Here is a 26,198-nt window from a genome sequence, read left to right as displayed (position 1 = left end):
CCCCGTTTTTGCCCTGAAACGCGCCGGTGCGGCCCTGATCAAGCGGCAGTTAGCGCGTATGGCGCACAGACTGCCTGCGCGCCGCGCGCAGGCGGTATCGCTTCCGTGTTCAGGGCGATTTGGCTGCCCGGAAGGCGCTGTTGCGGTTGACGCGGGCAATAGCTCGGCGTCATTTACAGCAGCAAGGATTTTGCCGGATCTGTAAGGGAGAGAACGAAGATGTCCAAATTTCAAAGCATTGTCGGCGCCGCATTGGCGGCCGGCCTGATGATGGCCCAAGGCGCCGCAGCGGAGACGCGGGTCACCTACAAATCAGCCAAGAGCGGCTCCTCCTATTATCAGATGGGGGTGGAACTTGCAGAGGCGATGAAGGCCGGAACCGAAGGCGACATCATCGTCACCATCGAAGAAAGCCAAGGCTCGACCCAGAACGTGATGGAGGTGCGCGCCCGCGGCGAGGACTATGTGTTCACCACTCCGCCCGCTTTGATCGGTCTCGCCCAGGAGGGCAAGGGCCCGTTCAAGGACCGCAGCGCGCCGCAGTTCGACGAGATACGGGCGCTGTTTCCGATCCCGTCGCTGACCATGCATTTTGTGATGGCGGGTCAGGATGGCACCGGGACCCTGCGTGATCTGGAAGGCAAGACCGTGCTTCTGGGCAAAGGCTCCTTCGGCGCACGCGAAGGGGCGAAATACCTGGGCCTGTTCGGGCTGGAAGATTCGGTCAAGGTCGCGGAAGCGGAATTGTCCAACGCGGTAGCCGCGCTGAAGAACGGCCAGATCGACGCCTTCGTCACCGCCGGTTCCTTCCCGGCGCCGAACGTGATCGAAGCCGCCGCGTCCACGCCTGTCACCGTGCTGTCGCTGAGCCAGGAAGAGATCGCGGAAACCAAGCGCGCCAAACTGGTGATCCCGGCCGGCACCTATGCCGGGCAGGATGAGGACATCACCACCACCTCGCTGCCGGTTGCCGCCTTCACCACTACCAAGATGGACGCGGACACGGCCTATGCGCTGACCCGCACCTTCTGGGAGCAGAAAGCCAAGATGGCCGATGTTTCGCCCTGGTGGAACGGTGTTACGCCTGAGCTGATGGCCCATATCAACACCAAGCTGCACCCCGGCGCCATCCGCTATTACGAAGAGGCCGGCATCGCGCTGAGCGACGCCCAGAAATAACTGAAAACGCCCCTGCCCCGCAGTTCCGTTCAGGACCGGGCGGGGGCGCCCCACCTGCCGAAAGCCCCCCTCGATGACACTTTCCTCCTCGCGCCGCCTTTTGGGCGGCTTCTGGCTGCTGCTGGCGGCAGCTCTTGTCGGCTACCATTTGGCGCTGGTCTTTGCCGGCATCGTGCCCAATCTTGTCAGCCGGCCGCTGCACATGGCCTTCATCCTGCCGTTTGCACTGGTCTACGGGGTCACGCACCGGGGGCAGCTGTGGTCCGGTATCGTGCTGGCGGGGCTGGGCTGTGCCGCCGCGATCTGGGTGGCGGTGAACGCCGATGCGCTGGGGGACCAGTACGGGTTTCTTGAGGGACGCCAGCAAGAAGTGATCGCGCTGGTGTTGCTGGCCGTGGTGCTGGAAACCGCCCGCCGCGCCATCGGCTGGCCGCTGCCGGTGGTGGCGGCATTGGCCCTGCTCTATGGGCTGTTCGGCCAGCATATTCCGGGTGAGTTCGGCCATTCCGGTACCCCATTGCAGAGTTTTCTGGGCACGTTGACCATCGCCGAGGGGGGAATATGGGGCTCGCTCACCGGGGTGTCTGTGGGGGTTGTGTCGATCTTCGTGATCTTCGGCGCGGTGCTGAACGCGGGCGAGGCCGGCCAGGGCTTCATGAATGTTGCAGGCGCGGCGGCGGGGCGGCTCAAGGGCGGCGCGGCCAAGGTCTCGGTGATTTCTTCAGCGCTGTTCGGCTCTATTTCAGGCTCGGCTTCCGCCAATGTGGCCTCGACCGGGGCGATCACCATGCCCGCGATGACGCGGCTGGGCTACCCCAAGCGTCTTGCCGCGGCGGTAGAGGCCGTGGCCTCCTCCGGTGGGCAGATCATGCCGCCGCTGATGGGCGCCGGCGCCTTCGTGATGGTGGAACTGACGGGCGTGCCCTATACCTCCATCATGGCGGCGGCCCTCCTGCCGGCACTGTTGTATTTCCTCGCCGTTTGGGTCGGCATCAACGCCTACAACCGCCGCTTTGAGCTGCAAGGCGTGCCCGAAGCGGACCGTCCCAAGCGCCGCGACGTGATCGTGACCTCGCTGTTCTTTCTGGTGCCCTTCAGCGTGCTGTTGTGGGCGATGTTCGGCGCCGGTTTCACGCCAGAGTATGCCGCCGCGCTGGCGGTGATCGCAGGCGCGGCGTTGCTGCTGTTCAACGGTCAGCTGACATTCGACAAGCAACAGATCGCCGAGCGCGCTGCCAACGCGCTGCTGAACGCGGCGCGGCAGGTGTCGATGATCGCTGCCATCATCCTGTGCGCCTCAATTATCATCGGGGTGCTGTCGATCACCGGGCTGGGGGTCAAGATCACATCGTTGATCATCCAGGGCTCCGGCGGGCTGCTATGGCCCTCGCTGATCCTGACCGCCATTGCCTGTCTGGTGCTGGGTATGGAGGTGCCGACCACCGCGGCCTACGTGATTTGCGTCTCGGTCGCCGGGCCTGCGCTGACGCAGCTGGGGCTGGAACCGTTGCAGGCACATCTCTTCGTGTTCTGGTTCGCGCTCTTGTCGACCATCACCCCGCCTGTCTGCGGTGCGGTCTTCATCGCCGCGGGCATGATCGGTGAGAACTGGCTGAAAGTGGCGCTGACGGCGATGTCGCTGGGGGTTGGCCTGTATCTGATCCCGCTGGGCATGGTGGCCAACCCGGACCTGCTGAGACTGACCACGGCCCCGCTGGCGGCGCTGACCGACCTGCTGCGCATGGCGGTCGGCCTGACGCTGGTCTCCACCGGCCTGATTGGTGCGCGCAAGCCACTGCCGACGCTGGCCTTCTGCGCTGCGGGCCTTGCCGTGATCTTCTCCGGCCTGTGGATCTGATCCAAGCCGAGGTCGACCCCACAATTATCCGGGCGCCCGCTGCAGTGCGGACTCCCGGGAACCTCCTTGAGCTCCCTATCTGAAGTTCAGCAATTCACCACAGCGCAGCGGATCCATGGAGAGCGGTAGCCTGATCGTCTGTAGGAAGCTCATCGTCAGCTGATCACCGCGATGGATGATGTTCAGCGCGGCAGCGGCCACCGCCCGCGTCTGACCTGGCTGGCCAGGGAGCGCGGCATCGAGGTTGTGATCCCGGTCGACGAATTCTGAGACTGGGGCAGCGGCATCACCCCCTGTGCGCTGCGCTACCCGGTAGGGACGCCGGTCTTTCCGGCGATTCCTCAGGACATCATCACGGGGCTGAACCAGGTTCGTGCCGAACAGGAAGAAGCTACGGGTCAGCGGGTCAGTATACTGTCCGAAACGCAGGACTTTCTTGGCCTGTTTCTGGACTGTTTCACGTTTCCCGAGGCCGTGGCCACCGGCCCCACTGCTGCGAATGCTACGACAGACCAAGAGCTGGTTTTTCAACGGCCCAGACGTCGCACAGCCGTGTTATCGCGGCTTGCGCTCCCTGAGCATCCTGACGGAGCGCGGCCTGCTCCAGACCTATCAGCCCTTCGCGCAGCTCCGCCAGCCCGAAGGTCGCAGCGCTGCCCGCGATACGATGGGCGTCGGCGGCGGTGTCAGCGGCGGCCGGTTCCCGCCCCTGATCCAGCGCTTGCAGGAAGGCGTCCAGCTCAGCGGCAAAGCGGTTTAACAGGGACTGAAGCGCCTCAGCGCCCACCGCCTCCGCCAGCTCATCCAGATGCTGCGATCGTGCCCTGTTGGCGTCTGCCGCCGCAGGCGTCGGGGGAACATGCCCCGCCAGCACCTGAACCAACCCCTCGCGCGTCAATGGCTTGGTCAGCACCCCGTTCATTCCATCCGCGAGAAAGGCCTCCTGCTCCGCCACCATGGCGTTGGCGGTCACCGCGATGATCGGCACCTGCGCACAAGGTCCGTTGCTGGACCGAATGGCCCTTGTGGCGCTGCGCCCATCCATCACTGGCATGCTGATGTCCATCAATATGATGTCAAAGGCCGACCTGGCCGCGATCTCCACGGCCTCCTGGCCGTTGTGCGCCTCGGTCACCGAATGGCCCTGCGCGGACAACATCTCACGGGCAACCTGGCGGTTGATCTCGTTATCCTCCACCAGCAGCACATCGGCGTGCTCGACCGCATGTGCCGCCGTCAGCGCCGGGATTTGCGACTGCGGTTCCGCGATGGGCTGAACAGGCAGATGTACCTCAAAGACGCTGCCCGCCCCCGGCTCGCTGTCCACCGTGATCCGCCCGCCCAGCGCGGTTACGAACCGTTGGGCAATGCCCAGCCCCAGGCCGGTGCCACCGACCTCTCGGTCATAAGAGCTGTCTCCCGTGGTAAAATCCTCGAAGATATGCGGCCGCAGCTGCGGGTCGATCCCTGTGCCGGTATCGCGCACGGATATGTGCAGATTACAGCGCCCATCACCGAAGTCGTCGGCGCGAACCGTTATGCAAATTTCGCCATCTTTGGTGAACTTGACCGCATTGCCGACGATGTTCATCAAGATATGCTGCAACCGGTCCCTGTCAGCGCGGATCCAATGCAGCGGCTGCCCCTGCCAGGCCCAGGTCAAGGCGGAGCGGTTGCCCGCGGCGGTGCCGCTTTGGCTGTCGACGATGTCCTGAAGCAGCGTGCTGACGTTCATGTCCACCGGGTGCAGCACCAGCTTACCCGCATCGTATTTGGTGATGTCCAACACGTCAGAAACGTGGCTTTTCAGCAATTTACCGGAGATCTGCATGTTGCGGACGTACCCGGCCTGCTGCGCGCTAAGCGGGGTGTCGTGCAGCAGTGACAGGTTACCCAACAGCCCGTTCAGCGGGGTACGGATCTCGTGGCTCATGGTAGCAAGGAACTCGGTCTTGGCCTTCTCGCCCGCCATAGCCCGGTCGCGCGCCAGCACCAGTTCCGCCTCGGCCTGCATCTGGCTGGATATGTCACGCAGGAAGGCGATGAAAATTTCGCCGTCCTTGGTGTCCGCCGACTGGATGGCAAGTTCCACCGGAAAGACATCCCCGTTCGCCCGCAGCGCTTCCAGCTTGAAACGACCGCTGCCAACGACCCGTTTTTCCCCAGCGTCGCGCAGCCGCGCCATACCGGCCTCATGGGCGGCGCGGTGCTGTTCCGGCACGATCAGCTCTCCCAGTTCGCGGCCGATTGCATGTTCCGCGCAATGGCCGAATATCTGCTCGGCTGCGGCATTGAAATCCAGGATCCGGCCCGACATGTCGGCCACGATAACGGCGTCAAGCGAGGTGCCCGTCACGATATTCATGCGTTCGCTGGCCTCGATCGCCTGGGTGCGCCGTCGCACGTTCTGCGCGTTCAAAACCGCAAGGTAACAGGCCAGCACCACCAATGCGACGACCAGCACGGCAATGGCCAACGCCAGTTGTTTCAAAGTGCCCGACAAAGCATTGCGCCTGAAGTCGGATTCCGTTGCAAAATAGTTGAGCCCGGCGACCGACAGCTGGCGGACGTGCGGCCGGATCGCGGCGGTATCGGATTTCAGCTTGGACAGCGCGGCTTGAAAGCTGGTGGGATCACTGTCGATGATCGGCACCGCGCGGTCCAGATAGCGGTCAACCGCCTTTAGGTGGGTCGAAAACGCGGGGACCTTGCGCACGTCGCCATAAATTGACGCCTGGGCCAACGTGCGCACGCGGCTGTAAAATACGTCAAACCTGCGCCGCAAGCTGCGCATGTCTGGTATCTCGTCGGGCTGCACCTGCGCCAGTTCGAGACGAAACTGAAGGAACTCCACCTCAGTCTGGGACAGCGTCCACTGGATGTTGTCCGAACTGGCCGAGCTCAGCTGGGTGAGATCGCGGGAGACGTTCAGCGCCAGCGCCGCAATGGCAGCCAGCCCAAGTGCTGCAGGCACCAGCAAGGCGGCCAGCCGGAACCAGAACGTGCTGCGTTTTTTGCCGGCCATCGCCATCATCCTCAAATGCAGGCAGCCGGGCGGCGCGATACCGCATCATGCGGGTTGCTACTCGATCACCTCGATCCGGTCCAGTTGCCAGATGCTACGGGAATACACCACTTCTGATTGATATTCCGTTTTGCTGTCATAAGGGTAAACGATCCACAACGGCCCCTTGTCGCGCACCGACATTTCTTCGCCGTTGAGCTTGTATGCGATGATCGGTCCGCCCTGCACGGCATCGTGCAGCGGGATGTCGACAGAATAGTCGTTGATCGCGGTCGCCCGCAGCGTGCGCGCGGATATGCCCAAGTGATCCACCAGCGTTCGCAGCGGCACCCCCTCGAACTGTTGCACCCCTTGGGTCCAGATGGTCGAGGTTTCGAACGTCACCGAGCCCAGCTCTTTCAGCATCGCCAGATCAAAAGGAACCGCCGCCCCGTCCGCCTGGGTCTCATGCAGCCCGGTCACGGTTAACAACACGTCGCCGGTCGGCTCGTCCTGGCTGGATGCCACCAGCGGCTGCGCCGCAAGCAGGGAGACGGCAATGATCTTGAGCGCACGGCGGAGCATGGCATGACCTTTCAATTCTTTGACCTGCACCAAATGTTACATAATCGCCCCCCACAACCAAAAGGTTAGACGGATACTCCCCTATCCGTTCGAATAGGTCCCCACCCATCGCCGCGTCGGCTGCGCTCTGGTCGTCGGCCAAGCTGCGACGAATACGCGGCAATTTTGCCGTGCAAGCGCCGCAATCACGCGATACGTCTATAGGGCAGGAGCAAGGAGCCAGAGATGAGAGTATTGATTGCCGACGACCACGACCTGTTGCGCGATACGCTGGTTCTGTTTCTCGAAGGCCAGGGGGCCATCACCACCAGCACCGCCGCGGATCTGGATCAGGCCTGCAATCTGATCGAGACAGAAGCGCCTTATGATCTGGTGCTGCTGGATCTCAACATGCCCGGCATGAACGGGCTGAGCGGCCTGAAACGGGCGATGGCGCTGAAGGACGGGCAACGGGTCGCCCTGATGTCGGGGGCCGCCACCCGCCAGATCGCCGAACAGGCGCTGGAGGCCGGAGCCGCCGGCTTTGTACCTAAGACCCTGTCGGCAAAATCCATGATCAACGCGGTCAAGTTCATGGCCATGGGCGAACAATACGCCCCCATTGAATTCATGACCGCCGCTGAGACCGAGGCACCGCACCCGCTGGCAGAAAAGCTCTCACCGCGCGAACGTCAGGTTCTGAAAGGGCTGACCGAAGGCAAATCCAACAAGGAAATTGCCCGCGATCTGGCGATATCCGAACCAACCGTGAAGCTGCACATGAAAACGCTCTACCGAAAACTGGAAGTCACCAACCGCACCCAGGCAGCCCTGGCTGCGCGCGAAGCAGGGCTGTACTGACCCGCAGGCCGGCCGGCACTGCTGAACTGCGACACCGCCCGCTCAGTCCAGGCAGCCAGATAAACGCACAGGGCCCCCGCCCGATGCGCCCCCGCGATCCGGGTCACTGCGGATCCATGAACCAGGCCTTGGCGTTCTCGTAGCAAATACCGCGCACCAGCTGATTCAATGCCTCGGCGTCGTCGGGCAAATGCCCGGTTTCTGACCAGCGCCCGATCATCCCGCACAGCAGACGGCGGAAATACTCGTGCCGCGGGAAGGACAGGAACGAACGGCTGTCCGTCAACATGCCCAGGAAGGTGGACAGCAGGCCAACCTGCGCCAGCGTCCGCATCTGGCTTTCCATCCCGTCCAGCGTGTCATTGAACCACCACGCCGCCCCCGCCTGCACCTTGCCGGGCACCGAGCCGTCCTGAAACGTGCCGGCCGTTGCGGCCAGTACCGGGTTGCGAGACGGATCCAGCCCGTACAGCACCATGCGCGGCAACTGCCCGTCGCGGTCCAGACGGTCAAGCAGAATGTTCAGCGGCCCCGCCATGTCTGTGTCACGCAGCGAGTCCCCCCCGGCATCCGGGCCGACCGCCTGCAACAGGCGACTGGACCCGTTGCGCACCACATTCATGTGACACTGCATCACCAGCCCGCGCGCGGCATAGGCCCGCCCCAGCGCATCGAACAGGGCTGCACGGTGGCCCGCCGCCTGTTCGGGGGTGACCGGTTGCCCGGATCGCGCGGCTTTCAGCGCACCGTCAAGCGAAGTCGCGCCCGGAATGGCTCCTGCGTCGAGATGGTTGATACCATGATCCGCCGCCCGGCAGCCATGGGCGACAAAATGATCGAGCCGCATGACCAGCGCCGCAACCAGGTCGTCGAACCTGCGGATCGGATGCGTAAGAGCCTCAAGCCGCTCAATGTAGCGGGCAAATCCCGGCGCTTCGATCTGCACCGATTTATCCGGCCGAAACGTCGGCACGACACGGATGTCTGCCCCCGCCATCGCCGCGTGATGCGCGAGGTCGTCTAGCGGATCATCGGTGGTCCCAACCAGTTCCACATTCATCTGCCGCAGCAGCCCCTGCGCCGAAAATCCCGGCTCCTGAAGACGCGCGTTGGCCGTCTCCCAGACATGATCTGCGGTCGCAGGCGACAGCACCGTGCCGGTCAGGTCGAAATAGCGCCACAGCTCCAGATGAGACCAATGATGCACCGGATTGAGCACGGCCCGCGGCATGGCCTCGGCGAAGGCGTCGAATTTCTGCCGCCAACTCGCGGAGCCGGACACGCGAGCCTCTTCCACGCCCGCCCAGCGCATGACCCGCCATTTGTAGTGATCGAAGGCCAACCACATCTCTCCGAGGTTGTCCCACTGGCGATCTGCGGCAATCTCCGCTGGCGGCAGGTGGTTGTGATAATCCACAATGGGCAGGTCACGGGCGACATCATGAAACAGACGCCGCGCCGTGGCGGTGTCGAGCAGGAAATCACTGTTCAAAAAAGCGGTCATTGCCCAGTCTCCACAGTCTGGTCTTGGTTGAGGATATGCGCAACCGAGGCGGCCGATCCTGTCTCTTCCAAACGCTCGAATGCGGCCTGAACCGGGTTGGTCAGCGCCGCAGCCTCAGCCGGGACAGTGCCAGCCAGCGCCAGCACGGAGGCAACCGGCGTCGCCGAGGCGGCCGCCGCACGCAGCTCCGCCTGACGCGGATCATCAATCGGGGCAAGGTCGCGCAGGCCCTTGACCCAGGCCGCGAGCGCCAGCGCCGATACCGACCAGTCCCGCCCGGCAGAGATGTTCTGCGCAATCGGCGCCAACAGACGCTGCGGCATTTTCTGACTGCTGTCCGTCGCGATTTGCGCTAGGCGATGGCGCAACCGCGTATTGGCAAAACGCGCCAGCAGGTCATCAGCATAGGTTTCGATGTCGATTTCGCCTGGCAGCGACAGCGTCGGCGCCTGCTCGGCCAGCATCAGAAGCCGCAGAACCGCCCGCAGATCGGCGTCCCGCATGCAATCGGCAACCGTCTCGTGGCCACCCAGCTGCCCGACCCAGGCCAGTGTCGTATGGGCACCATTCAGCAGACGCAGTTTCATGTCTTCAAAAGGCTGCACATCCGGCACCAACAGCGCCCCACCGGCGGCAAAGGGCGGCACGTCTGCGGCGAAGTTGTCCTCGATTACCCACTGGCGGAAGGGTTCGCACAGGATCGCATTTGGATCTTCCGCTCCAAGCGCATCGCGCACCACAGAGCGGCTCTCGTCCGTCATCGCCGGTACGATCCGGTCCACCATGGAGGACGGAAACCGCACATGGGCCGCGATCCACTCTGCCAGCTGCGGATCCTGCGCCCGCGCAAAGCCCAGAACCGCCGTGCGGGTCAGCGCACCATTGTCGGGTTGGTTGTCGCAGGACAGGATTGTCAGCCCGCCGTGGCCCGCCTGCCGCCGCTGCGCCAGCCCGGCTACGATGACACCGATGGCCGTCGACGGCGCGCCGCCCGCCAGGTCGGCCCGAATGCCGGAATGCTCGGTATCCAGTGCGCCATCACGGGTGCAATAGCCCTTCTCCGTGATGGTCAGAAGGATCAGCGCCATCTCGGGCGATGCGATCACGGCAGGCAACGCCATGGCCCCGTCGCGGGCCGGGTGGCAACTGCCGGTCAACACGCCGATCTCGCGCAGTGTGGTCGCCTCGCCATCGGCCTCGGCTACGTGGTACAGACCACCGGCCTGATCCAGCGCGTTCAGCGCCTCCACACCGGAGTTCAACCGCGCGGCCACCACACCCCAGTCGCCGCCTTTCGCGGTCAGCCCGTGGTGCAGATACACCATCGGATGCGCGCGGGCAAAGGCCCCGAACCCAAGGTGAAGAATGCGCGGGCGCAGGCCAGCACGGTCATAGGAGCAGGGGATGCGGGAGCTTGTCACAGGGAGATCCTTCCTTGCGTCTTCAATGTGCGGCAGTCGCCTGCGGGCAGCACGATCTCAGCCTCGGCCAAGACTGGCGTTCCGGGGCCTTCGCGCCGCGTGCGCAGGCTGATGGTGTCTGCGTCGCTGGACAGCTCCAAATGGGTCAGACACCACTCTCCGCTGCGGGAGACACCGTCGTCTTCGAACATCAGGCTGCTGCTTTGAGCCGCATGGGCGGCAGGGAACACAGCCAGCACGCGGGCGGTTTCTGCCACCGGGGCCGCGCGGTCCGCCCCCTCGCCCATCGGGATCACCGCGCCGCCGCGCACAAACAGCGGGATCGTGTCCAGCGTCACGGGAACCTCCAGCCACTGCCCTCCGTCATACCATGTGCCGCTGTGGAAATCCCACCAGCCGCCCGCGTGTTGCGGCAGGTACACGGTATGGGTGTCCACGCCCTTGTCCAGCACCGTCGCCACCAACAGATCTCGGCCCAGAAGGAAGCTGTCACCCTCCTCCCAGGTTTGCGGATCATAGCCAAAGTCCAGGAAGAGCGGCCGCAGCATTGGCTCGCTCCGCTCTGCCGCCTGCCACAGGCAGGTATAAAGATAGGGCAGCAGACGGTAGCGCAGGCGGATTGCCGCGCGGATCTGGTCGGTAACTTCGGGGTACATCCAGGGCTCGTTCACCGTCGCATCGTCATTCCAGGAGTGGATGGTGAAACGGGGGTGAAAAATGCCGTTCTGCACCCAGCGCACGAACAGTTCCGGTTCAGGCCGCGGGCCGGAGAAGCCGCCGACGTCATGGCCGATGTTGTAAAAGCCCGACAGGCTCATCCCCAACCCGGTGCGCTGGTTCCAGCGCAGGGTCTTCCAGTCGGTCCGGTTGTCGCCGCTCCAGGTCTGCGCATAACGCTGCAAGCCCGGCGCCCCGGACCGGCTGATGAGATAAGGGCGATTGCCGGGCGCTTGCGCCTCCTGCGCCTCCATCGAGGCGCGCGTCATCAGGATTGGCATCACCGGCCGCATCAGCGCAATGTCGATGCTGTCGCCAAAGCCCGCGCATTGGGCGTGGCGGTCCCAGATTTCATATTCGTTGTTGTCGTTCCAGGTGGAGCCGATGCCACGCGTCAACAGCGCCGAGGTGACATTCGATTTCCACCAGTCCACCGTCGCCGGGTTGGTAAAGTCGAGGTGGGAGCCCTCATCATCCCAGAACACCGACATTTCGGGGCCGGTATCTGCATCCGCTTCGGCGCTGGCGCGGATGAACAGACCGGCATCCGCCGCCTCGTCATAGCGCGGATGGTCCTGCAGCAAGCAGGGCTTGATATTGGCAATCAAATGAACGCCCTGCGCGGCGAATTTCTCGGCCATGCCCTCCGGGTCGGGCATTTTGTCGTCGTTCCAGTTGAACACATAGCGCTTGGCACCAATGGAGGTGTAGCCAGAAGACATCTGAAAACTGTCGCAGGGAATGCGGTGTTCGGCGAGCTTGGTCAGGAACCCTTCCAGCTGCGCCTGTGCGTCCGGAGCGTCGGTATAGGACATGGTGGAGCCGGAATAGCCGAGGCTCCAGCGCGGTGGAAAGGCGGTACCGCCGGTCAACTGTTCCTGGCGCTTGACCAGGTCCAGAACCTCCGGTGCCCAGGCCATGTAGAAATCCAGGTCGCCGTCCTCGGCGCGATAGACCCGGTATGGCGCGTGGTAGTTGTCCAGCTCATTGCCCAGATCAAACCAGCATCCCGCCAGGTTGTCGTAAAAGACCGACCAGCATCCCGCCGCCGCTGTCCGGGTGATGGTGAAGGGCACATGTTTGTACAGCGGATCGGTGCTTTCGGCGTCATAGCCCATCGCGTCGATGTTGCGCATCTCATAGCGCTTGCCCGCACGGTTCAGGGGGCCGGTTTTCTCGCCAAGGCCGAAGACCGGCTCGCCCGGCGCGCGGCTGAGGAAATGCGCATGGGCATGATCGCGCAGCCCCAGATGGATGCCGCCGGTGGCGCGATCCTGGGCAAAGTCCAGCCAGGCACCGCCTACCTTGGCCTCCCAGATCATCTGCAAGGGTGACAACACCCGCACGCGCAGAGTCTCAGTTGCAATGCACAGCTCCTCGTCCGACACAGTGATCGCCGGTGCTGGGCAGGCAAAGCCCGACAGATCGTCACGGCTGCGCCCCTCCCAGGGGGCGTCTCCGCCGGGCGCGATGGTCCAGGTGCGATCCAGCCTCCACTTCGCGTCCTTTTGCAGCGACACGCGAAACAGCGCCTCGTCAAGAACGTGGATGTGCAGCAGATGGCGCCCCTCGACGCGCAAGGTGGCGCCGGTCGCGGTTTCCGCCTCCAGCACCCAGGACTTCAGACATTTCATTATTGATATCCCAACAGAAGACGCGGCAGGAACAGGCTGATCTCGGGCACGTAGGTTACCAGCATCAGCAGGCCGAACAGCAGCGCATAGAATGGCAGCAGCGGGCGGATCACGCGGGCGATCGACGTCCCACCGACCGAGCAGCCGACGAACAGGGCCGAGCCGACCGGCGGGGTGCAGATGCCGATGCACAGGTTCAGCGTCATCACCACGCCGAAATGTACCGGGTCCATCCCCAACCCCTTGACCACCGGCATGAAGATTGGCGTGAAGATCAGAAGCGCCGGCGTCATGTCCATGAACGTCCCCACGATCAGCAGGGCCACGTTGATCGCCAGCAGGATCGCAATCGGATTGTCCGACAACCCCAGCAGGAAATCCGAGATCGCAAACGGGATGCCGCCAAAGGCCATCACCCGGCTCATCGCAATTGAAGCCCCGATCATCAGCAAAACGACCGAGGTGGTCACTGCACTTTCGATCAGAATGGCCGGCAGGTCTTTCACGGTAATTTCGCGGTACCACACAAGCGCCAGCAGCAGCGTATACAGCACCGCCGCCGCCGATGCCTCGGTGGCGGTGAAGACGCCAGAGATGATGCCGCCCATGACAATCACGATCAGACCAAGCGGCAGCATCGCGTCGCGGGCGGCCACCCAGACCTCGCGCAGCGCCGGGCGGGGTGCCACCGGATAGCCGCGGCGCTTGGCAATAACACCAGCCACGATCATCAGCCCCAGCCCCATCAGGATGCCCGGCAAGTAGCCTGCCACGAACAGCGCAGCGATTGAGGTGCCGCCAGTAATCAAAGAATAGACGATCAGCGTCGCCGAGGGCGGAATCAGCAGCCCGGTGGGACAGGAGGCGATATTGACGGCGGCGGAGAACGCCGGGTCATAACCCTCCTTCTTTTGCAAGGGCGCCATCACACCTCCCACGGCCGCGGCCGAGGCCACGGCAGAACCGGAGATCGAGCCGAACATCATGTTGGCGATAACGTTGCAATGCGCCAGCGCGCCCGGCAGGCGGCCGCCCAGCACCTTGGCAAAGTTGATAAGCCGCATGGCGATGCCGCCGCGGTTCATGATGTTGCCGGCCAAGATGAAAAACGGGATCGCCAGCAGGGTAAAGCTGTCCAGCCCGGAGGCCATCTGCTGCGCCACGATGAACAGCGACTGATCCAGGCCCATGAACAATAGGAACGTGACCGTGGTGGCAATACCAATGGAAAAGGCAATCGGCACGCCCAGGGCCATCAGCACGGCAAAGCTGCCAAAAAGTAGAAGAATGGAAAGAGTCATATCGCCGCCTTAGTCCAGAGGTCCGCCGACCGGCGCGTCGTCGCCTGCATCCGGATCGGATGGGCCATCGCGCCACAGCTCAAACGCGAAAATCGCGCAGAAATAAAGGATGATGGCGCCGGCAAAGGGGATCGCGCCATAGACATAGCCCATCGGAATTTGCAGCGCTGGCGTCACCTGGCCCGAGGCAAAGGTCTTCAGCACCAACTGCCCGCCCCCCCTGACCATCACCATGGCGGCAAACCCCGCCACGGCCAGCAGCACGAACCCTTCGGACAGTGCCCGCGCCCGCCCCGCCAGCTTCTGGGTCAGCAGGTCAATCGCCAGATGGCGGCGCAACCCCATCGTGTAGGCGCCACCGATCAGCGCCAGCCACATGAACAGGAACCGGGCCAGCTCATCCGTCACCGTGGATGGCGTGCCGAGGATATAGCGGCTGATGACTTGCCAGCTGACACACGCCACAAGCACCACGAAGATCGCCGTGATGACGGCCTTCAGAAAGACATCGACAAGGGGCCTCATAGGCCACCGCCCCGTCGGCGCGGGGGGATTGCGATCCGAGTCATTGGTATTCTCCCTTTCACTGGCCAGCCAGTTCTGGGCCAGAACCTCGCGCAGGAATGCAAACTGGTCAACCAATTTGTATCACTTCAGCGGAAATTAGGCAAAAACGGGTCGAGATGGACGTTTTGGTTGACTGGATGTCGATTATAAGGAAGTCTCCGGCCACATTGGTTGACCAATTTCAAAAGGTCAGACCAAACCACTTGGGAGGAGAGACCATGACCAAGACTTTCACCACCGCTCTTTCAGCGCTGGCCCTGGCCGCATCGGCAGGCCTGGCTGGCGCCGCCACATTGAAACTGAACCACAACAACCCCCCGGATCACCCGGTGCATATTTCCATGCAGGTGATGGCCGACCGCGTGGCGGAGCTGACCGACGGCGAGATCAAGATCCAGATCTTCCCCAACGCCCAGCTTGGCACCCAGCGCGAATCGATGGAACTGGTGCAGAACTGCGCGCTGGAGATGGCGCGGTCCAACGCCTCCGAACTCGAAGCCTTTGAAGAAAGCTATTCGGCGCTGAACCTGCCCTACATCTTCTCCTCCGAAGAACACTTCAACAGCGTCATCACAGGCGACATCGGCCAGGACATCCTGAACGCTTCCGTCGACCAGGGCTTCCGCGGCGTTGCCTTCTACACCGAAGGTGCGCGGTCGTTTTATGCGCAAAAACCGATCCTGTCCCCCGACGACCTCAAGGGCGTGAAGGTTCGGGTGCAGCCCAGCCCCTCGGCGATCCGCATGGTGGAACTTCTGGGCGGCAACCCGACGCCGATCTCCTGGGGGGAGCTGTACAGCGCCCTGCAGCAAGGCGTTGTTGATGCCGCGGAAAACAACCCCACGGCGCTGACCACTGCCCGCCATGGCGAGGTCGTCAGCGATTTCTCCCTTGATGAGCACACCATGATTCCCTCGGTCGTAGTGATGTCGAACTGCGCCTGGGATGCGATGACACCGGAACAGCAGGACGCCCTGCGCACCGCCGCGCTTGATTCGATGGCCGCGCACCGCGAGGCCTGGAACGCCGCCTCTGACGCCGCAATCGAAGAGGCAAAGGCGACACTGGACGTCAATATCCACACCGTTGACAAAGCCCCCTTTGCCGCCGCCGTGCTGCCGATGCATGAAGAAGTCGCCGCGAAGTCGGACAACCTCGCCGACCTGATCGGTCGCATCAAAGCAGCGCAATAAGCGACTGAGGCACAGGCACCCATGTTAGAACGTTCCGAACTGGCCGATAACGCGTTGCAGGCACTGCATGACGAGGACTACGACCGCCCCTTCAACACGCAGAACCTCAACGCCGACACGCTGATCTTCACCCGCGGCCGCCAGGGGCAGTCGCTGGACGGGGATTGGAACTTCTGCGTCGACCTGCTGGATACCGGTCTGCGGCAGAAATGGTTCGCCATGCTGCCCGAAGCGCCGGAAGACCGGATCGAGCCCTGGGATTACGACCCCTACATGGGCGAGACGGTGCCTGTGCCCTCCTGCTGGCAAATGCAGCAGGAGAAATGGTATTTCTTCGAAGGCTCCGCTTGGTACACTCGCGCGCTGCCCCATACCCCCACCGCTGGCCGCCGCCAGATCCTGCGCATCGGCGCGGCGCAATATGACTGCAAGGTTTTCCTGAACGGGCAATTCCTGGGCAATCACTACGGCGGCTCCACCCCGTTTTGCGTGGAATTGACCGCGGCGCTGAAGCCGGGTCAGAACTGGCTGATGCTCTGCGTCAACAACACCCGGACGCGCGACCGCGTACCGATGCGCAACACCGACTGGTTCAACTACGGCGGCGTCTACCGCGAGGTGACGCTCTATGATCTGCCGCAAACGGTGATCCGCGACCTCTTCGTACGCCTCGACGGCGACAAAATCCGCGTCTCCGCCGAGGTCGATGGCGATGTGGAGGAGGCGCGCTTTGCCATACCTGAGCTTGGCGTCGATGGTCCCGTCCCGCTGGTCAACGGCAAGGGTGAGATCACAATCGCGGCCACACCGCAGCTCTGGTCGCCGGAAAGCCCGAAACTCTACGACGTCCGCCTCACCGCGGGCGAGGATGAGGTGCGGGACCGGGTCGGCTTTCGCACGATCAGCCGTGAAGGAACGGACATCCTGCTCAACGGCAGCCCGATCTTTTTGCGCGGCATCTCGGTGCATGAGGACGACGAGGCCCTCGGCAAAGTGACGTCAGAGGCCGACATCCGCCGCCGCTTTGCCCATGCCAAGGAGCTGGGCTGCAACTATCTGCGGCTGGCCCACTACCCGCACCACGAACGCGCGGCAGAAATTGCCGATGAGATGGGGTTGATGCTGTGGGAAGAGGTCCCTGTCTACTGGGCCATCGACTTTGCCAACCCCGCCACCCGGCGGGATGCAGAAAACCAGCTGCGCGAGCTGATCCGCCGCGACCGCAACCGTGCCAGCGTCATCATCTGGTCGGTCGGCAACGAGAACCCGGACACCGACGCCCGGCTCGACTTCATGCGCGGGCTGGCGGATCTGGCCAAGGCGGAGGACCCGACCCGCCTCACCTCCGCCGCCTGTCTGGTGAACCACGCCAAGTTGAAGATCGAGGACCGGCTGGCAGAGCATATTGATGTGATCGGTCTCAACGAATATTACGGCTGGTACGAAGAAAACTTTGACGAGCTGGGCGAGATTGGCCGCAACTCTGCCCCCGACCGCCCCGTTGTGATCTCCGAGACCGGCGCTGATGGTGACAACACCGAACATGGCCCCGAAAGAGGCCTGTTCAGCCTCTCCTATCAGGATGAGGTCTATCGCAAGCAAATCGCCACCCTGCGCGAGCTGGACTATATCAAGGGCATGTCGCCCTGGATCCTCTATGATTTCCGCGTGGAGCGGCGCCAGGGCATCTTCCAGCGCGGCTGGAACCGCAAAGGATTGATTGCCGCCGACAAGGGCACGAAAAAACCTGCGTTCCAGACCCTCGCCGCCTATTACGCCGAACGCGCTGCGCAGGATCAGACCGCCGCGCAGTCCAGCCATGAGGATCAGACATGAGCCAGTATCGCCGTTATCAGGATGTGGCACAGGCGCTGCGGGTAATGATCCGGGACGAAGGCCTTGTGGTTGGCGACCGGCTGCCGCCGGAACGGCAGCTGTCGGAACGGCTGTCCGTTTCCCGCTCTCTGGTGCGCGAGGCGCTGATCATGCTGGAAATCGACGGGCTGGTCGAGGTCCGCAAGGGCTCCGGCATCTATCTGGCCGCCCCTTCCGCGACCTCGGCGCCACCCGCGCGCGACGACATCGGCCCGTTTGAGCTGTTGCAGGCGCGCCAGCTTCTGGAAAGCTCGATCGCCGCCTTTGCCGCAGAGATGGTCACCAAGAATGACATCACCCGGATGCGCGAGGCGCTGGAGATGGAGCGCGCCGATATCGAAGCCGGCAGCACAGACCATTCCGGCGACGAGCTGTTCCATCGGCTGATCGCCGAGGCAACGCAGAACTCGGTTCTGGTCGATATGGTGGATGAGCTGTGGCGCAAACGCGACCAGAGCCCGATGTGGGCCAAGCTGCACGACCGCATCTTTGACGCCGACTACCGTCGCAACTGGTTGGAGGACCACCAGCGAATCCTGGCAGCTCTGCGCACCAAGGACAGCGCCGGTGCCCGTGCCGCCATGTGGCAGCATCTGGCGCATGTGCGCGAAACCCTGATGGACCTGTCAGATGTCGATGATCCGGCCTTTGACGGCTACCTGTTTCAATCCATTTCCGCGCCGAACTGATGCTGGCGCCCACCCCGGCGTCGCCTTTGGCACGGCGCCACACTGACAAGAACAAGAGGATCGCATGATCGAGACCTGGCGCTGGTTTGGCCCGCATGACCCTGTAACGCTCGCCGATATCCGTCAGGCCGGGGCCAGCGGCATCGTGACCGCCCTGCACGAGCTGCCCAACGGCACCGTCTGGCCGGTCGAGGCCATTGCGGCCCGGCGCGACATGGTCGCGGCCGCGGGCCTCACATGGGAGGTGGTCGAAAGCATCCCGGTGCATGAGGACATCAAACGGGCCGCCCCCGGCTGGCAGCAAAAGGCCGACGCCTGGGCGCAGTCGCTGCGCAACCTCGCGGCCTGCGGTATCACCACGGTCTGCTACAACTTCATGCCCTTGCTGGACTGGACCCGCACCGATCTGACCCATGCCCTGCCGGATGGCGCGTTGTGCCTGCGTTATGACGCGGTGGATGCGGCGGTCTTTGACATACACATCCTGGGCCGCGACGGTGCTGAAGCCGACCACCGCCCGGACATTGTCGCCCGCGCCGCGGAGCGCGTTGCCGGAATGTCAGCCGACGCCTGCGCCGCGCTGACCCGCACCATCATCGCAGGCCTGCCCGGCGCGGAAGAGAGTTTCGACCTTGACAGTTTCCGCGCCGAATTGGCGCTGTACGACGGCATTGATGCAAGCCGCCTGCGGGCAAACCTCGCCGCCTTTCTTCAACATGTCGTGCCGGTGGCGGAAGAGGTCGGCGTAAAACTTGGTGTCCACCCGGACGATCCACCCTTCCCGATCTTTGGCCTGCCGCGGGTGGTCTCGACGGCCGAAGATCTTCAGGCGATCCTCGACATGGTGCGCAGCCCCTCGAACGGTCTTACTTTCTGCACCGGCTCGCTTGGCGTGCGGGCGGACAACGACCTGCCGACGATGCTGAGGCGCTTCGCCGCGCACGTGAACTTCCTGCACCTGCGCGCCACGCTGCGCGAGCAGGACGGAGTGAGCTTCCACGAGGCGCCGCACCTGAGCGGAGATGTGGACATGGTCGCGGTTTTGCAGGCCGCCCGGGCCGCCGAAGCCGCGCAGGGCCGCGCCCTGCCCTTCCGCCCCGATCATGGCCATATGCTGGCCCACGATCAGCGCGTCGCCAGCACTCCCGGATACCCGTATACAGGTCGCCTGCGTGGTCTGGCGGAATTGCGCGGGGTCTTGCACACGCTCCAGCGCTTGTCCTCGGCATGAACGAACGACACCGCTTTATCCGCTAAAGCTCCTGCTTCGACCAGGCGCGGCATAGGCCCCCTCCCGGCGCAGGCCGTCGGCCTCGCTGGAATGGCCCGTATATGGATGACTGAAACGGCAATCGAAACGCCCCGGACAGGCCGGAGCGTTTCGTGCACCTTCACATCCGGGCGAAACGTCGCCCGGGCTTCTTGGTTTGCCTGCCGTCAGTTCACCCTGCCAGGCGTTGGTCATTGAACTGCGGCGCATCCCACCCCGCGCGTCCAGCATCCAGGCCTGCCGCGGCAGAGGTGTCCTGCGATGGCTTGAAGCTCGCTACAAGGCTTGCCAGCTCGGCTGCGGCCTGCTTCAACAGTTGCCCCTGCTCGCTGGATCGTTCGACCATGCTGGCATTCTGTTGGGTGACGCGGTCAAGCTCATTCACACCGGAATTTATTTCGGTGATGGTGGCGGCTTGGTCCCGCGAAGAGGCCGCAATTTGAACTGCCAGATCGGACACCTGCTGGATTTTTTCGATGATCAGGCCAATTGCCTGCCCCGCCTCATCGACCAGCCCCACTCCAACCTTCACCTTCTGCGAACTGGCGTCGATCAGCTCCTTGATCTCATTTGCCGAATTGGACGACGCCTGGGCCAGGGCACGCACCTCGGAGGCGACGACAGCAAAACCGCGGCCGGACTCCCCGGCGCGGGCCGCCTCGACCCCGGCATTCAGCGCCAGCAGGTTGGTCTGGAAGGAAATACCTTCGATCACGCCATTGATGTCAGAAATCTTGGCGGCCGACTCGTCGATCTCGCGCATCGCCTCAACGGCACGCTGAACGATCTCGCCACACCGCACGGCCTCCGCGCGGGTGTCCGTGACCGTGTGTTCCACCGTGCCGGTCTGTTCGGTCGCGTCGCGTACATTGCTGGTGATCTGGTCCAGCGCGGCGGCGGTCTGCTCCAGAGTTGCCGCCTGTGTTTCGGTCCGGCGCGACAGATCATCAGACCCTTGGGCCATGCGATTGGTCTGTTCCTCAATTTCACTGATCGTCTGCAACACCCGCCCGATCAGACCATCCAGCGATTCCGCCGTCTGGTTGAAGTCCGCGCGCAGCGTTGTGTACTCGCCGCTCATCTCACGGGTGATGCGATGCGACAACAGCCCCTGGGCCAGATTGTTCAACCCGGCAGCCAGCTCCTGCACCACGCCTGCCTGCTCCTCGGCGGCGCGGCGCGACTGCTCCTCCAGCGCCTCATTGGCCCGCATCGCCTCGATGAACTGCCCGACAGCGCCAGAGAGGTGCCCCAGTTCGTCGGTACGACCTTCCTCAGGCACGGCGCTCACAGTATCGCCCTCTCGCAGTGCGGTAATGCGATTGATGATGCGGTGCAGCGGTTTGGTGACAGACGCGGCCGAGAAAAACACGATAAAACCGACGATCAGGCAGATCGCCAGGCTGATGACGGCCGATTGTAGATACAGCTGCTGGATCGTCGCCTGCACGCGACCATTGTTGAACCCCAGCACCATTTGCGCGACCTGCCCGCCTTCGGGGTGCAGCACCGGAAAGGTGATATAGGCAAGCGCGCCCGCCTGCAGCGTGGTGGTGTCGTCGGTGGCGGCCAGCAGTTCTGGGACAGCTGCGGTCCAATCCTCCCGGCGGCTTTCATCCACAAAGATCTCAGCGAAGGGGTCGCCGTCAACCAGAACCTGGGCAAACAGGGCGTCCTGCATCTGCGTGACCCCCTGGATCGCGCCCAGCGCCGCGTCGCTGTTGAAGTCCCAGACCGCAGCTGCAACCGGCGGCGCCATGAAGGTTTGCGCCAGGTTCACCTCGCTGTTGAAGGCTTCAAGAAGCGCGGTGGAGTGTTTTGATGCCCAGAACGCCGTGTAAGCGGCGTTGGACAGGACGATGCATGCGATGATCGGAAACAGAAGTCGTTTCTTGATGGACATCGCAAATATCTGTTTCTTCAGATGTCTCATTTGACACTCCGCATGGTTGGAAGACACAGTTGTGTGGTGTGGACCGGCACCGGTTTTGATCCGGTGCCGGACGCCGTCGTGCCGGGGCGCGAACTTGGGCTGATGCAGCCCGCGCTCGCGCGGCGCCACGGCGCACGCTGCCACCTTTGTCAGGCGCTGCGCTCCTGGTTCTGCGCTCAGTAGGACATGTAGTTATCCGCCAGCGCTTCCCGGTATTTGTCGGTCCATCCGGTGTTGATTTCAGCAATCTTGCCTTCAGCTTCGAGTTCGGCAAAGCAGCGGTCGAACGCCGCCGCCATCTCCGCGTCCCGGAAGCTCATGCCATAGGGGGTCGGCTCAAAGATCGCCCGGAATTCAATCGGCTGGCTGGCATCAACGCCCGATGCGGCGCCTGCCTCCTGCAATTGGCGGGCAAATTCGGCAAACAGCATGCCGTCGCCCAGAATGCCGTCCACCCGCTTGCCGTACAGCAGCTTGCTTTGGGTTTCCTGATCGGCCATCTCCCGATACGATTTGAACGCGCCAGTTGCGCCGGACAGACCTGGAATGATGCTCGACGCCCCTTCAAAGGCCACGATTTTCATACCGTTCAAATCGCCAAGCGTGCTTGCTTCGACACCCGAGGATTTGAGAAACGAGATCCCGTTCTGGTAAGAGACGTATGGCGCCGTCTGCGTGCCAGACGTGGGCATTCCCACCGGCACGGTGGCGACCGCATCCGCGGTTCCGGACTCGAAGGACTGCCAGTGGCGTGTGAACGGTTGAATGGTGAATTTGGCACTGTGGCCGCAGTGATCCAGGGTCGCTGAAATAATCTCGGCCTCGCGGCCGGAGCCGTCCTTGTTGACCATCGGTGGCAGATAGCCGACGAGGACTTCAACCTCGGCTGCGTTGGCTTGTGCGGACGCCAGCGCGGCAGCTGCGCAAAGAAGCGCTACAAAACGGGTCTTCATGGTTGGTCTGCTCCTGCAAGTATTGGTACAAGCAGGCTAAACGGCGGGTGTTAATTGTTGCTTATTGCGCCCCGGGACAGCAATTTTTCGTCGCCCGCAGTTGATGCCGTGCCCAAACTCACAGCACAGGGAGAGCGGGTTCGACGGCGATATAATTGTTTCTTTTCAAAAACATGCGCGGCAAAACACCAAAAGCTTCGCGATCGACAGGCTGGAGCGGACGTCGCAGATTGGCACAGATGCGGCGCCGTGGAATTGAGGCGCCCCACCGCCCGAAGAAGCCTATAGAGCCCCTCACGGCCGCTTGGCAGCGAATCTGCATTTATCCTCCAGCTAGCGGATCCGGACTAGGAAGAGGGTACCCAAACCAGGGGCGCGCGCCCCAGGGCGGTTGCCCTCCAGATCGACAATAGCTTTCGGCCCGCTGACTGCCAAAGCGTGGTCAGGCGCTGCCGTGGAAAGGACGCTGGACCGCGACCATCTGACGACGGCCACGGTGCCAGATTCAGATCCAGATTCAAACGGCAGCGGTCACGATGATTTCGACCTTCAGGTCTGGACGCGCCAGTTTCGCCTCGCCACACGCGCGGGCCGGCGCATGCCCCTCTGGCACCCAGGCGTCCCAAACGCTGTTCATCTCGTCGAAGTCCTCCATATCGGCCAGCCAGACGATCGCCTGCAGGATCTGCTGCCGCGACGAACCCGCCTTTTCCAGCAGCGCATCAACGCGGGCCAGACAGTCACGGGTTTGCTCGGCCACGGTGGCGCCATCGCCGACCTGACCGCAGAGGTAGGCCACGCCGTTGTGCTTCACGATCTTGCTCATGCGGGGGCCGGTGTCGATCCGTTCAATCATCTTTCTCTCCTATTCAGCTGCATCGGCAGCGGTCTCATTCATCGCTGCCAGCTCGCCCAGTGTCACGGGTTTTATAGGGGGGCGAATGCGGTAGTATCCCGTCTCGTCCGCCGTCTGGCCGTTGGCGTCGGCCAGAAGCGCCGTCACGGACAAACCGCAATAGCGGCCCTGGCACGGCCCCATGCCAGCCCGGCCAAAAGCCTTGGCCTGGTTCGGGCCTAGGCAACCGAGCTTGGCATAACTGCGGATGTCGCCTGCGGTGACCTCCTCGCAACGGCAGACAATGGTGCTGTCCTCAGGCCGCAGGGCTGCACCATAAGGCGGATAGGCCGTATCCAGGAACGGACGCACCGCAGTTTCGTGTCCGTACCGCCGAAACAGCGGCGCGGCCAGGCGGTCGCGGTCTTGCGCGCTGATCCGGCCCAGCTCTTCCGACGCCTTCAGCGCGGCGAGGCGGCCGGCGATTTCGGCGGCCATTGCGCCGCCGATACCGGCACCGTCACCAGCGATCAGGACACCTGTCTTGGCGGTCTCTCCCCATTGGCCGGTTTCCGGCACGAAGCACCTTTGCGCCGCGGACCAGACATGCGGGATGCCGATTGAACGGGCGGCCTGAGTGTTCGGCACCACCCCGTGATGCAGCAGGACGGTATCGCAGGCAATGCAGTGGTCCTGCCCACGACTGCGGAAGGTGACGGCCTCGGCCTGCTTGTCTCCCGCCACCGCGATGTCAGAAGAACCGGTATAGCGGGGCACGCCTGCGCGCTTGATCTCCGCCAGCATCTTCAGCCCCTTCAGCAGATAGCGCCAGCCGCGCAGCGCCCCCGTCAAGTGGCGGCCTGCTGCCAGGAAGCCAACTGCCTTCTGGGTCTCGACCAATGCCAGCGGCGGCGTGCCTGCCCGCACCATCTGTGCGGCGATCAGATAGAGCAGCGGCCCGCTCCCGGCCAGCACCGCCCGCCGCGGCAGCACGCCGGATTGTTTGAGCAGGATCTGTGCGGCCCCTGCTGTCATCACCCCGGGCAGTGTCCAGCCGGGCACCGGCATGGGACGTTCCAGCGCGCCGGTGGCCAGGATCATTCGTGCTGCCTCGGCCTGCTCGCCCCGGCCGTTGCGCGTGAACGAAATGCGCAACCCGTCCTCGATGGCCCAGACAACGGCCCCGGAAACATGGCTGACGCCCGCCGCGCGGATCCTTTTGGTCAGGGATGCACCGTGCAGATAGTCCGCCCCCAGAATGGCACCACGCGAACTGGCAGCGCGGTCCACATCACGGTAAATCTGCCCGCCGGGGCGGTCTTGCTCGTCCAGAAGGACAACGCTCAGGCCTCTGTGTGCCGCCTCGGCCGCTGCGGCCATGCCGGCAGGGCCGGCTCCGATAACGGCAAGGTCATACCGTTTCATCTTCGGCCTCCGCTGCGGCTTCGTGGGGGCGGAAAATCCGCATGCCCTCTTCAACATCCAGCATGCAGGCCTGACGAACGGCGCCGTCGATGTCCACCAGGCATTCGAAACAGGCGCCCATCATGCAGAACGGCGCACGCGGAGCACCGGAGATCGGCGTATGGCGAAACACCCGCACGCCGGCGGCCAGCATCGCGGCGGCCAGGTTGCCCCCCTGGGGCAGCTGCAGCGGTTTGCCATCGAACCAGACCTGCACGCGAGGGGCAGCCTCCAGCTCAAGAAACGGGGAATCGGTCTTCACTGAACACCTCCAGGTCAGGGGCGGCGTCGGTGCCTTCCAGCCAGTCCGGCAGGAACAGTGCATGCGCCGCGGCGAGGGTGATGCCGCTGTGGCAAGTGACAAGGTAGGCGCCGGGCATGGTGGCGCTTTCCTGATAGATTGGCAGGCCGTCCGGCGACAGGATGCGCAAAGCCCCCCAGCTGCGCACCAGCTGTGCGCGGGCCAGCGCCGGGTAGGCCGCGATGGCTTCGGCCGCCAGCCCGGACAGGCCCGGCTGCGTCACCCGATCGTCGAGCCCGACCTCCTCGTTGGTGGCGCCGATCTGAATGCCACCCTCATCCACTTGCCGGGCAATCAGAGAGGGTCGGTTGATCAGTTTCGGCAGCTTTTCCGTGATCAGCACCTGGCCGCGCTGCGGCCGCACCGGCGCCTTGAAGCCCAGCTTGGGGCCCAGCTCCATGGCGCCTAGTCCGGCTGACAGGACAACTTTGCCCGCCGAGACCACGGTGCCGTCCGCGCAATGGACCCGGTAGCCATCCGGCTTGGACACCCCGGTGACGGTTTTGCCGTTGAGCACCTGCCCCCCACGACGGCGAACGTCGTCGGCCAGCGACAGCAGCAACCGCAACGGGTTCGCGTGGCCGTCCTGATGATGCAGGATCGCGCCCGCCACCTTGGGCCCGATGTGCGGCTCCTCACGGCTGAGGGCATTGCGGCCCAGCACCTCATAAGGGTAGTTGCCGCCCAGCTTGTCCTTCAACCTGTCATACTTCGCGACGGTGGCATAAAGCGTTTCTTCGGAGAAATGCAGGTCGTAACCGCCGTCCTGCCGCAACCCGACGGAGCGGCCGGTGCCGTTTTCCAGCTCGGCCGCAAAATCCCCCCAGGCGGCGGCAGACTGCTGACTCCAGCTGGCATAGCGCGGTTGCTGCATGCCCTTGGACTGCACCCAGACAAGGCCGAAATTGCCGCGGCTGGCCCGGAACGAGCCGTCATCGCCGTCCAGAACCGTGACACGCTTGCCGCGCCTCAGCAGCCCCCAGGCCACCGACAGGCCGACGACGCCGCCGCCGATCACTGCATAATCTGCTTCCATGCTGCCGTTTCTCCGGGATTGCGTGCGGGGCGGCGCGCG

Annotated in this window: 20 protein-coding genes; 7 read left to right on the top strand and 13 right to left on the bottom strand. The window is 63.6% G+C overall.

Translation table 11 applies throughout. The features are described from left to right. Positions 1 to 219 precede the first annotated feature (219 nt). Both AC0IPL_RS15535 and AC0IPL_RS15530 read left to right on the top strand, forming a co-directional pair. Complete coding sequence (locus AC0IPL_RS15535; RefSeq protein ID WP_474275440.1) at positions 220 to 1,179, top strand: TAXI family TRAP transporter solute-binding subunit; 960 nt, start codon at positions 220 to 222, stop codon at positions 1,177 to 1,179. A 73-nt stretch (positions 1,180 to 1,252) separates the two neighbouring features. Continuing rightward, positions 1,253 to 3,037: a TRAP transporter permease gene (locus AC0IPL_RS15530; protein ID WP_474275439.1), complete on the top strand. Its 1,785-nt coding sequence runs from the start codon at positions 1,253 to 1,255 to the stop codon at positions 3,035 to 3,037. Between the two features lie 502 nt (positions 3,038 to 3,539). Here the strand turns inward: AC0IPL_RS15530 and AC0IPL_RS15525 are convergent. Together AC0IPL_RS15525 and AC0IPL_RS15520 are read right to left on the bottom strand one after the other, a co-directional pair. Next, on the bottom strand, positions 3,540 to 6,062 hold the full coding sequence (locus tag AC0IPL_RS15525; RefSeq protein WP_474275438.1) for a hybrid sensor histidine kinase/response regulator: 2,523 nt from the start codon (positions 6,060 to 6,062) through the stop codon (positions 3,540 to 3,542). Positions 6,063 to 6,119: 57 nt separating this feature from the next. Then, positions 6,120 to 6,626 carry a putative pterin-binding protein gene (locus AC0IPL_RS15520; protein WP_474275437.1) on the bottom strand — a complete coding sequence of 169 codons (507 nt, stop codon included), beginning with the start codon at positions 6,624 to 6,626 and terminating at the stop codon, positions 6,120 to 6,122. Between the two features lie 225 nt (positions 6,627 to 6,851). Here AC0IPL_RS15520 and AC0IPL_RS15515 point away from each other — a divergent pair, with 225 nt between their 5' ends. Continuing rightward, positions 6,852 to 7,466 carry a response regulator transcription factor gene (locus tag AC0IPL_RS15515; protein WP_474275436.1) on the top strand — a complete coding sequence of 205 codons (615 nt, stop codon included), beginning with the start codon at positions 6,852 to 6,854 and terminating at the stop codon, positions 7,464 to 7,466. 103 nt (positions 7,467 to 7,569) lie between these two features. On the opposite strand, the gene uxaC is transcribed toward AC0IPL_RS15515, so the two are convergent. The 5 genes from uxaC to AC0IPL_RS15490 are packed head-to-tail and all read right to left on the bottom strand — an operon-like array spanning position 7,570 to position 14,568. Then, on the bottom strand, positions 7,570 to 8,970 hold the full coding sequence (gene uxaC / locus AC0IPL_RS15510; RefSeq protein WP_474275435.1) for a glucuronate isomerase: 1,401 nt from the start codon (positions 8,968 to 8,970) through the stop codon (positions 7,570 to 7,572). Continuing rightward, positions 8,967 to 10,391, bottom strand: coding sequence for a mannitol dehydrogenase family protein (locus tag AC0IPL_RS15505; RefSeq protein WP_474275434.1), 1,425 nt, complete (start codon positions 10,389 to 10,391; stop codon positions 8,967 to 8,969). The genes uxaC and AC0IPL_RS15505 overlap by 4 nt, the downstream gene beginning before the upstream one ends. Further along, the gene (locus AC0IPL_RS15500; protein WP_474275433.1) at positions 10,388 to 12,742 is read right to left on the bottom strand and encodes a glycoside hydrolase family 31 protein; all 2,355 of its coding nucleotides are present in this window, start codon (positions 12,740 to 12,742) and stop codon (positions 10,388 to 10,390) included. The genes AC0IPL_RS15505 and AC0IPL_RS15500 overlap by 4 nt, the downstream gene beginning before the upstream one ends. Beyond that, positions 12,742 to 14,043, bottom strand: a complete 1,302-nt coding sequence (locus tag AC0IPL_RS15495; RefSeq protein WP_474275432.1) for a TRAP transporter large permease — start codon at positions 14,041 to 14,043, stop codon at positions 12,742 to 12,744. The genes AC0IPL_RS15500 and AC0IPL_RS15495 overlap by 1 nt, the downstream gene beginning before the upstream one ends. A 9-nt stretch (positions 14,044 to 14,052) precedes the next feature. Next, positions 14,053 to 14,568, bottom strand: coding sequence for a TRAP transporter small permease (locus tag AC0IPL_RS15490; RefSeq protein WP_474275431.1), 516 nt, complete (start codon positions 14,566 to 14,568; stop codon positions 14,053 to 14,055). A 260-nt stretch (positions 14,569 to 14,828) separates the two neighbouring features. Between AC0IPL_RS15490 and AC0IPL_RS15485 the strand changes: the two genes are divergently transcribed. The 4 genes from AC0IPL_RS15485 (at position 14,829) to uxuA (ending at position 19,598) form a co-directional block, all read left to right on the top strand. Beyond that, a complete protein-coding gene (locus AC0IPL_RS15485; RefSeq protein ID WP_474275430.1) occupies positions 14,829 to 15,803 on the top strand; it encodes a TRAP transporter substrate-binding protein in 975 nt (324 codons plus the stop codon). A 21-nt stretch (positions 15,804 to 15,824) separates the two neighbouring features. After that, entirely contained in the window at positions 15,825 to 17,639 is a 1,815-nt protein-coding gene (locus AC0IPL_RS15480; protein WP_474275428.1) for a glycoside hydrolase family 2 protein, read from the top strand. Further along, positions 17,636 to 18,367, top strand: a complete 732-nt coding sequence (locus AC0IPL_RS15475; RefSeq protein WP_474275427.1) for an FCD domain-containing protein — start codon at positions 17,636 to 17,638, stop codon at positions 18,365 to 18,367. The genes AC0IPL_RS15480 and AC0IPL_RS15475 overlap by 4 nt, the downstream gene beginning before the upstream one ends. Before the next feature lie 64 nt (positions 18,368 to 18,431). After that, positions 18,432 to 19,598: a mannonate dehydratase gene (gene uxuA, locus AC0IPL_RS15470; protein ID WP_474275426.1), complete on the top strand. Its 1,167-nt coding sequence runs from the start codon at positions 18,432 to 18,434 to the stop codon at positions 19,596 to 19,598. 211 nt (positions 19,599 to 19,809) lie between these two features. Here uxuA and AC0IPL_RS15465 read toward each other — a convergent pair whose 3' ends face one another. The 6 genes from AC0IPL_RS15465 to AC0IPL_RS15440 form a co-directional block, all read right to left on the bottom strand. Next, positions 19,810 to 21,570, bottom strand: coding sequence for a methyl-accepting chemotaxis protein (locus AC0IPL_RS15465; RefSeq protein ID WP_474275425.1), 1,761 nt, complete (start codon positions 21,568 to 21,570; stop codon positions 19,810 to 19,812). A 176-nt stretch (positions 21,571 to 21,746) separates the two neighbouring features. Next, positions 21,747 to 22,523, bottom strand: a complete 777-nt coding sequence (locus AC0IPL_RS15460) for a type 2 periplasmic-binding domain-containing protein (protein ID WP_474275424.1) — start codon at positions 22,521 to 22,523, stop codon at positions 21,747 to 21,749. 517 nt (positions 22,524 to 23,040) lie between these two features. Beyond that, entirely contained in the window at positions 23,041 to 23,379 is a 339-nt protein-coding gene (locus tag AC0IPL_RS15455; protein WP_474275423.1) for a RidA family protein, read from the bottom strand. 9 nt (positions 23,380 to 23,388) lie between these two features. Further along, positions 23,389 to 24,783 carry an FAD/NAD(P)-dependent oxidoreductase gene (locus AC0IPL_RS15450; RefSeq protein ID WP_474275422.1) on the bottom strand — a complete coding sequence of 465 codons (1,395 nt, stop codon included), beginning with the start codon at positions 24,781 to 24,783 and terminating at the stop codon, positions 23,389 to 23,391. Next, positions 24,770 to 25,084 (bottom strand): (2Fe-2S)-binding protein, encoded by a 315-nt coding sequence (locus AC0IPL_RS15445; RefSeq protein ID WP_474275421.1) that lies wholly within the window; start codon positions 25,082 to 25,084, stop codon positions 24,770 to 24,772. The genes AC0IPL_RS15450 and AC0IPL_RS15445 overlap by 14 nt, the downstream gene beginning before the upstream one ends. After that, positions 25,059 to 26,159, bottom strand: coding sequence for an NAD(P)/FAD-dependent oxidoreductase (locus tag AC0IPL_RS15440; RefSeq protein WP_474275420.1), 1,101 nt, complete (start codon positions 26,157 to 26,159; stop codon positions 25,059 to 25,061). The genes AC0IPL_RS15445 and AC0IPL_RS15440 overlap by 26 nt, the downstream gene beginning before the upstream one ends. Positions 26,160 to 26,198: the final 39 nt, after the last annotated feature.

It is taken from the genome of Leisingera sp. SA32 (assembly GCF_056033425.1).
This window is presented reverse-complemented; position numbering and strand designations above follow the sequence as displayed.

What these genes read in the sequence shown, in the direction of transcription:
- AC0IPL_RS15535 (WP_474275440.1), top strand. Translation starts at nt 220, where the DNA reads ATGTCCAAATTTCAAAGCATTGTCGGCGCCGCATTGGCGGCCGGCCTG.
- AC0IPL_RS15530 (WP_474275439.1), top strand. Translation starts at nt 1,253, where the DNA reads ATGACACTTTCCTCCTCGCGCCGCCTTTTGGGCGGCTTCTGGCTGCTG.
- AC0IPL_RS15525 (WP_474275438.1), bottom strand. Translation starts at nt 6,062, where the DNA reads ATGGCCGGCAAAAAACGCAGCACGTTCTGGTTCCGGCTGGCCGCCTTG.
- AC0IPL_RS15520 (WP_474275437.1), bottom strand. Translation starts at nt 6,626, where the DNA reads ATGCTCCGCCGTGCGCTCAAGATCATTGCCGTCTCCCTGCTTGCGGCG.
- AC0IPL_RS15515 (WP_474275436.1), top strand. Translation starts at nt 6,852, where the DNA reads ATGAGAGTATTGATTGCCGACGACCACGACCTGTTGCGCGATACGCTG.
- uxaC (WP_474275435.1), bottom strand. Translation starts at nt 8,970, where the DNA reads ATGACCGCTTTTTTGAACAGTGATTTCCTGCTCGACACCGCCACGGCG.
- AC0IPL_RS15500 (WP_474275433.1), bottom strand. Translation starts at nt 12,742, where the DNA reads ATGAAATGTCTGAAGTCCTGGGTGCTGGAGGCGGAAACCGCGACCGGC.
- AC0IPL_RS15495 (WP_474275432.1), bottom strand. Translation starts at nt 14,043, where the DNA reads ATGACTCTTTCCATTCTTCTACTTTTTGGCAGCTTTGCCGTGCTGATG.
- AC0IPL_RS15490 (WP_474275431.1), bottom strand. Translation starts at nt 14,568, where the DNA reads ATGAGGCCCCTTGTCGATGTCTTTCTGAAGGCCGTCATCACGGCGATC.
- AC0IPL_RS15485 (WP_474275430.1), top strand. Translation starts at nt 14,829, where the DNA reads ATGACCAAGACTTTCACCACCGCTCTTTCAGCGCTGGCCCTGGCCGCA.
- AC0IPL_RS15480 (WP_474275428.1), top strand. Translation starts at nt 15,825, where the DNA reads ATGTTAGAACGTTCCGAACTGGCCGATAACGCGTTGCAGGCACTGCAT.
- AC0IPL_RS15475 (WP_474275427.1), top strand. Translation starts at nt 17,636, where the DNA reads ATGAGCCAGTATCGCCGTTATCAGGATGTGGCACAGGCGCTGCGGGTA.
- uxuA (WP_474275426.1), top strand. Translation starts at nt 18,432, where the DNA reads ATGATCGAGACCTGGCGCTGGTTTGGCCCGCATGACCCTGTAACGCTC.
- AC0IPL_RS15465 (WP_474275425.1), bottom strand. Translation starts at nt 21,570, where the DNA reads ATGAGACATCTGAAGAAACAGATATTTGCGATGTCCATCAAGAAACGA.
- AC0IPL_RS15460 (WP_474275424.1), bottom strand. Translation starts at nt 22,523, where the DNA reads ATGAAGACCCGTTTTGTAGCGCTTCTTTGCGCAGCTGCCGCGCTGGCG.
- AC0IPL_RS15455 (WP_474275423.1), bottom strand. Translation starts at nt 23,379, where the DNA reads ATGATTGAACGGATCGACACCGGCCCCCGCATGAGCAAGATCGTGAAG.
- AC0IPL_RS15450 (WP_474275422.1), bottom strand. Translation starts at nt 24,783, where the DNA reads ATGAAACGGTATGACCTTGCCGTTATCGGAGCCGGCCCTGCCGGCATG.
- AC0IPL_RS15440 (WP_474275420.1), bottom strand. Translation starts at nt 26,159, where the DNA reads ATGGAAGCAGATTATGCAGTGATCGGCGGCGGCGTCGTCGGCCTGTCG.